Origin of the sequence: Paratractidigestivibacter sp. (assembly GCF_052362415.1) — a bacterium.
Classification (GTDB): domain Bacteria; phylum Actinomycetota; class Coriobacteriia; order Coriobacteriales; family Atopobiaceae; genus Paratractidigestivibacter.
Genome location: NZ_DAWEMK010000097.1, coordinates 1 through 7,072 on the forward strand (window position 1 = coordinate 1; position 7,072 = coordinate 7,072).

Sequence of the window (7,072 nt, forward strand, 5' to 3'; positions counted from 1 at the left end):
GCAGAACGAGGGCCGCAAGATCATGCACCTGCCCGAGGTCCGCGTGAACTGCACCTGCGTGCGCGTTCCCGTGATGCGCTCGCACTCCGAGAGCATCACCGCCGAGTTCGAGCGGCCGATCTCGCCCGACGAGGCTCGCGAGATCCTCGCTTCCGCGCCCGGCGTCAAGGTCGTTGACGACCCTGCGAACCTGCGCTACCCGATGCCGCTCGACACCTCCGACCAGGACCTCGTCTACGTCGGCCGCATCCGCCGCGACCTCAGCGCCCCCGACGGAGTGAACTCCCTCACCTTCTGGTGCTGCGGCGACCAGATCCGCAAGGGCGCCGCCACCAACGCCGTCCAGATCGCCGAGTACCTCGTCTAAGCTTCGGTAACCTTGCGTTTAACTTAGGGATGGGCGCGGACTTTGTGAAGCTATTTCTCGCAAAGTCCGCGCCCATCCTTTATTTAGTAATGCGCGAGTGTCCCGCGAATGCCGCGGCCGCCGACATTCACCTTCAGCCAGTGACAGTCACCCAGTGATGGTTCACCTGCAGCCGGTGACAGTCATTGGGTGATGGGTGTCCCAGGGTGATGGGTGTCCCAGAAAGCTGCACGCAATGACTGTCACTCAGTAATGGTGGGAGCGGCGAGCCCGCTGCCGGCCGAGTGCGCTCAGTACCCGAGCCGTTCCAGCCAATCGACGATGATCGCGTTGAAGAGCGCCGGCTGCTCAAACTGAAGGTTGTGGCCTGCGACGTCGAGGACGGCGAAGGTCGCCCGCGGCAGCTTTGGCAAGAGAAGCTCCTGGTCTCGGAACCCGACCATAGAGTCCTGACGCCCGCAGACGATCGCGCAGGGTTCGCAGAAATCGGGGCCGTCTATCAGGTTCCGCACGCCGTGTGTCAGCGAGAAGTGCTCATCAACGGCATCGAGGAACTCCGGGTTCGCGCTCGCGAAGCCGGGTGCCTCCTCATCGCGGAAACGCTGCCAAGTCTTACCGTCGGCGCGCACGGCGTTCTGGAGGAAGCTCTTGCGTTCGGCCTCGGTCAATGTGGCCAGGAACTTCTCGTCGGCGGAAAGAAGCCGTCCCTCCTCGACGCGCCTTCGCGCGAGGTCGTCCACGGCAAGAGGGCAGATGAGCGCGGCTCCCGCGAGCCGCTCCGGGACGCTCGCCATCATCCCGAGCGCGAGGTAGCCGCCGTAGGACTGGCCGACAACAGCGGACTTCTTTCCCGGGGCGACCTCGTCCATGATGCGCAGGCACTCGGTGAGCATCGCGTCGCTCGAGGCCAGCGAGAGCGGCGCGCTGTTGCTGCGGCCGTGACCCGGCAGGTCAACGTAGACGCGCAACAAAGCGTCGGCTTTGCCCGCCTCGGCGATCGGCGGTTCCATGCAGCCGCGCATGAGCCCGAGCTCGCAGCCGAACCCGTGGAGCATCAGCATCGGAAGCCCGTCTGCCGGCCCTTCCACCTCGTAGTGCGTCGAGTACATCGGCGATTCCCTCCTTGCTCTGCCGCCGGCAGCGGACGGCCGCGGCGAGTGTGCCATACTGCAGAACAGTCTACGCAGAAAGGAAGCTCACATGGCGCTTCTGTCCAAGTATTACCTGCCTGGTCTCTACTTCGAGGACCATGCCGTCGACGTCCCGCTCGACTGGCGCGGGACGAGCCCAGCCGAGGTCGCCGGCGTCGACGACCCCGAGCCCTCGAGGCTCTCCCTGGCCTCCTCGTCGCTCGAGCCGGACCCCAGCTTCGCCGTAAAGAAACTCCGGCTCTTCTATCGCACGCTCTGCCTGCCGGAAAACGTTGGACGCGATCTGCCGCTCATCGTGTTCCTCCAGGGCGGCCCCGGCGGCGCCGGCCCCCGCGTGCTCGACGCCTGCACCGACGGTTGGATCGAGGAGGCGGTCAAGCACTTTCGCGTCATCCTTCCCGACCAGCGCGGCACAGGGCGCTCTTCTGCGGTCGACGGCCATCGGATGGAACAGGTCGCCGAGGAAGCTCGTGCACTCGGCCTCGATCCCGCTCGTCATCAGGCTGACTACCTCAAGCGCTTCCTCGCCGACTCCATCGTCCGTGACTTCGAGTATCTGCGCCTGGCTGAGTTCGGCGGCGCGCGCTGGGTCACGCTCGGGCAGAGCTATGGCGGTTTCCTCACGCTCTGCAACCTGAGCACGTTCCCCGCGGGCGTGGCAGCCTCCTTCGTCGGCGGCGGTATCCCGCACGTCCCCGCGAGCGCGGCCGACGTGTATGCGCACACCTTCCCCCGCATGGCCGAGAAGACCTGCTCTTGGTACCAGAAGTACCCCGTCGATCAGGAGCGCGTCGCCTTGCTGGCAGACAGGCTCTCCGCCGGCGACGTCGTGCTGCCGGACGGCTCGCCCTTCTCGGTGCGCAGGCTCCAGCTCGCGGGCGGCGGCCTGGGCATGAAGCCGGCGCCCGAGCGCCTGCACAACCTGCTCGACCTCGCGTTCTCTGAGGGCGACGGCAGCGCGGCCGGAGCACTCGCTGCTGCGGGCGGAGATGCACGGAAGGTCTATGTGAACCGCGGCTTCGCCGAGGGTGTCCAGACCCTCACCGGTTCTGCGACGAACCCGCTCTACTGGACGCTTCAGGAGTTCATCTACGCCGACGGGCATATGGATGAGCCCATCCGTTGGGCCGCTGCACGCGAGGCCGCCAAGCGCCCCGAGTTCTCCGAGGACGCGCGACCGCTCATGTTCTTCGGCGAGGCGATGTTCCCCTGGATGTTCCAGGAGGACCCGGCGCTCACGCCGTTCGCGGCGGCTATGGACGTCCTCATGGAGGATACCGAGTTCGGGCAGCTTTACGACGGCGAGCAGCTCGCGGCCAACTCCGTCCCGCTGCGCTGCACCGTTTACTTTGACGACCTGTACGTGGATTCGGGGCTCCAGCTCGACACGCTCTCGCGCGTCGGCAACAGCCGAGCGTGGGTCACCAACGAGTTCGAGCACGACGGTCTCCATGGGAACAAGGTCTTCAAGCATCTCTTCGATGAGGCTCGGGACCGCGGAGACCTCGAGGGCGTCCTCTCGTAGACGAAAAGCAGGATTTTGCTGGTATAAGGCGCTATTATATTGGCACAAGGGTTGGCACAATTAATAGTTGAGCCAACCCTTGTGCCTAACTATTCGAGGAGGAAACCCCTGCCTAAGCCTAGATTTCCTTCGCCAAAGCGTACGCTGCCCCGATGGCGTCGCGGATGTTGCCGGGTTTCTGGGCGTCCCCGATCGCGTGGACCGTCGTGTCGACGGCGGCGAGGCCGTCCGCGAGCGCCGAGTCAGGGCGATACCCGAGCGCGAGCACGAGCGTGTCCGCCCCCTCGATCACGTGCCTCTCGCCGTCCTTCTCATACGCGATCGTGTCCTCGGTGACCTTGGTCACCTTCGCACCCGTGATCGCGCGAACGCCCTTGCTCATCATCCTCGTGATGAGCACGGCACGCCCTGCGCCCGACTCGTTCGCCGCCAGCGCATCGGTCATCTCGAGGAGCGTTATCTCGCGGTTCGTCTTCGCGAGGTCATTCACGAGTGGCGCGAGGTAGTCGGCGGTCTCGCAGCCGACGGAGCCCCCTCCGACGATCACGATCCTCTTTCCGGGGTGGACACGGCCGTAGAGGATGTCGTCTGCGGTGCAGACCTGCTTGAAGCCCGTCATCGACGCGGGGACGATCGGCTCGGCGCCGTAGGCGGCGACGACCTCGTAGCCTGCGTAGTCGCGAGCGATGTCCTCCGCGGTGAGCCGCTCGCCGAGGCGCACCTCGACGTCCTCCTGCTCGAGCCTGCGCGCCTGGTACTTGATGACGCGGCAGAGGTCCTGCTTCGCGATGGGCACGGCGGCGATCCGCATGGTGCCGCCGACCTCGTCCTGGTCGTCGACCACGACGACGTGGTGCCCGCGGCGCGCGGCCACGAACGCGGCCTCCATGCCCGCGGGGCCCGCGCCCACCACCAGAATGTCCTTCTTTGCCGCGGCGGGCTCTACCGCGCCGTCGTCGCCCTCGACGTCCGGGTTCACCGTGCACGAGATCGGCTTGCCGAACATGATGCCGCTGAGGCAGCGCAAGCAGCCGATGCAGGGGCGGATATCGGAGGTCATGCCCTCCGCGGCCTTCCTCGCGAACTGGGCGTCGCAGACGTTCGCGCGTCCCATCATGCAGGCGTCGGCGTAGCCGTCCTCGATGAGCTCCTCGGCGACCCACGCCTCGGTGATGCGCCCGACGGTCGCCACGGGGATGCTCACGTGCTTCTTTATCTCGCGGGACAGCGCGGCGTGGCTCGCGGGGGCGGTGCCGTTGCCGGGGATGGCGCTGCCGCGCTTGATGGTGGTGCCGCCCGAGACATGGAGCATGTCGACGCCTGCCCGCTCGAGCTGCTTGGAGACGTAGACCTGGTCGCGCAGGGTGAGCCCGCCCTCGGAGTACTCGTCTCCGGAGATGCGCACGTCGATGATGAAGTCCTCGCCGCAGCGCTCGCGGACCTCGCGCACCACATCGAGCGTGAGCTTGAGGCGCCCGTCGATGTCGCCGCCGTACTCGTCGGTGCGCTTGTTGTAGAGCGGCGTGAGGAAGCCTCCCAGGAGCCCGTGCGCGTGCGCCGCGTGGACCTCGACGCCGTCTGCGCCGGCGCGCCTCATGCGCTCGGCCGCGTCGCCGAACTGGCGGATGATGGCCTTGAGCTCCTCGCGCGTGACGGGGCGCGGCGCCTCGCGGGCGTAGTAGGGCCCCACGAACGACGGCGCGATGAGCCTCGGCGTGCCGGGGACGGGAAAGGCCATGAACGCGGGGTGGAAGAGCTGCGGCAGGATCTTCGCGCCGTGCTCGTGGACGCTCGCGCAGAGCTTCTCCCAGCCGGGGATGAAGGAGTCGTCGGCCATGCACATGTCGTAGGTGGGCTCCACTGTGACGACCTCGGTCACGATGAGGCCGACACCGCCCTTCGCGCGGTTCGTGTAGTGCTCGATGAGCGCGTCCGAGACGTGCCCGTGGTCGACCGCGAGGTTCGTGGACACCGGGGGCATCCAAAGGCGGTTCTTCACGGTCTGGGTCCCCACCTTGATGGGCGAGAACAGCATCGGGTACTTCTCCATGGTTCGTTCCTTCCTCGGTATGCGTCGCGTGGGCTGGGGGGCAGTAGATCCCGGCAACTCGCCGACCCGCCCCATTGATGGCATTTTTGCCCTGTGGCTCGGGTATCGTGGTAACGAAATCGGCGAGGGGAGTCCTATGGCGGGCGAGAAGGTCATCGAGCGTCTGCGCGCGGAGGCGGCGCTTCCGAGCACGTACCAGCGCGGCGTCGCGATCTGGCGCGACGGGGGCGTCCTCAAGCTCGCCAAGAACGGCGGCGAGCTCGGCTCGACGGTCGGCCTCAGGGGACGCGTCGCCGGCTCGGACGGCGGTTACTACTCGGTCTCCGTCGACCTCGACACCGGTTCTGGGGAGGTCCTCGATTACTCCTGCGGCTGTCCCGCCGCGGCGAATTACGACGGCATGTGCAAGCACGAGGTCGCGCTCGCGCTCGAGTACCTCAACGGCCCCGCGCCACAGCCCGCCGCCCCTGTCGCGAGCCTCTATTCCGTTCCCGCTCCCCGCAGGCCGTCGGAGTCCGCGACGAGCGGCGCCGTGAGCGACCTTTTGCAGGAAGCCACCGAGCGGCGTCTGCGCGACGCGGGCGCCCGGCGCCGCCGGGCCGCGGGCGCGCTTCGCGGCGAGCGGCCTGCCGAGAAGGCGACGCTGCTCGTCCACCTCGGCGAGTCCGAGCGCTCCTTCAGCGGCGACGGCGCCGCCATGAAGCTCACCGTCCGTCGCGGCAACGCCAAGTACATCGTGAAGAACGTCGCCTCCCTCGTGCGCGCCTGGCGCGACGGCGACGAGGTCTCTTATGGAAAGAAGCTCTCCTTCGCCCACACGCGCGACGCTTTCGACGCGCGCTCGGCCGAGCTGCTTGATCTCGTGGGGCGCATCGTGGACACACAGCAGGCGCTCTACCTCTCGCGCTGGGACTATGCGGGCGGCGGGCGCGGGACCGATATCAAGGAGCTCCCGCTCTCGGACGCCGACGCGTGCGACGTGCTCGACGTCATGCAGGGCGCATCCGTCCAGTTTGACGTCGCGGCGGAGCCCGAGCGCGACCGCTGGGGCTACCTCGTCCCAAAGAAGCGCGCCCGCGATTTCCCGGTCGGGGAGGGCGACCCGGGCATCGAGTGCGAGATCATCGAGGGCCTATCTGGCGGCTACGACATCGTCCTGCCTGATTACCTGCGGGTCTTTGTCTCCGGCCAGAGATGCTACGTCGTGGAGCAGGACTGCGTCGTGCGCGCCTCCGCCGGCTTCGCGACCACGGCGGCCCCTGTGCTCGCCGCGCTCAGGAGGGGCTACGGCACTCCTCACGTGAACACGAGGGACGTCCCCGAGTTCTGCCGCTCGGTGCTCCCGGTGCTGCGCGACTGGTGCGACCTGGAGGCCCCGGCATCGCTTGCCGAGGCGGCACCGCCCGATCCCGAGTTCAGCTTCCGCATCAGCTTGGAGGACGGCCAGATCGTCTGCTGGCCGAAGGTCGCCTACGGGCAGTGGGAGACCCTCGTCGGCGGGCCCGAGGACATCCCGGGCCAGCCCCCGCGCGACCTCGCCGCCGAGTATCATGTGCTCGACGTCCTCGAGGATTATTTCCCTGTGGACGAGGGAAGGCTCGTATTCGACGAGGAGGACGAGGAGCTGCTCTATCGCCTTCTCACCGACGGGCTCGTGGAGCTCTCTGCCTTGGGCGAGGTGCTCCTCTCCGACAGGCTGCGCGCCATCAACGTACGCCCCTCGCCGAGCCTCTCGGTTCGCGCCACGGTAAAGAGCAACCTGCTCGACGTCGAGCTCGGCGCCTCGGGGCTCACCCAGCGCGAGCTGCTCGACTACCTCGCAGGATGGAAGCGGAAACAGAAGTTCGTGCGCCTCTCCACGGGCGACATCGTGCGCATCGGCGAGAACCTCCAGTTCGCCGATGAGCTCGCGGACGGCCTCGGCGTGAGCGTCGAGGAGCTCGTGGGCGGCGACTTTGGCCTGCCGAGCAGCCGGGCCC

At 67.4% G+C, this 7,072-nt stretch carries 5 protein-coding genes; 3 read left to right on the forward strand and 2 right to left on the reverse strand.

The window, feature by feature from the left end:
- On the forward strand, nt 1-367 hold a 367-nt coding region (locus tag ACT84W_RS08675; RefSeq protein WP_444328922.1), incomplete at its 5' end, for an aspartate-semialdehyde dehydrogenase.
- Nucleotides 368-657: 290 nt separating this feature from the next.
- On the opposite strand, the gene ACT84W_RS08680 is transcribed toward ACT84W_RS08675, so the two are convergent.
- Nucleotides 658-1,476 carry an alpha/beta fold hydrolase gene (locus tag ACT84W_RS08680; RefSeq protein WP_444328923.1) on the reverse strand — a complete coding sequence of 273 codons (819 nt, stop codon included), beginning with the start codon at nt 1,474-1,476 and terminating at the stop codon, nt 658-660.
- A 91-nt stretch (nt 1,477-1,567) separates the two neighbouring features.
- On the opposite strand from ACT84W_RS08680, the gene ACT84W_RS08685 reads away from it, so the two are divergent.
- On the forward strand, nt 1,568-3,043 hold the full coding sequence (locus ACT84W_RS08685; protein WP_444328924.1) for an alpha/beta fold hydrolase: 1,476 nt from the start codon (nt 1,568-1,570) through the stop codon (nt 3,041-3,043).
- Nucleotides 3,044-3,161: 118 nt separating this feature from the next.
- Here the strand turns inward: ACT84W_RS08685 and ACT84W_RS08690 are convergent, their stop codons facing one another.
- Nucleotides 3,162-5,093, reverse strand: coding sequence for an oxidoreductase (locus ACT84W_RS08690; protein ID WP_444328925.1), 1,932 nt, complete (start codon nt 5,091-5,093; stop codon nt 3,162-3,164).
- A 136-nt stretch (nt 5,094-5,229) separates the two neighbouring features.
- On the opposite strand from ACT84W_RS08690, the gene ACT84W_RS08695 reads away from it, so the two are divergent.
- Nucleotides 5,230-7,072 (forward strand): SNF2 helicase associated domain-containing protein (locus tag ACT84W_RS08695; RefSeq protein WP_444328926.1); only part of this gene is annotated, 1,843 nt, incomplete at its 3' end.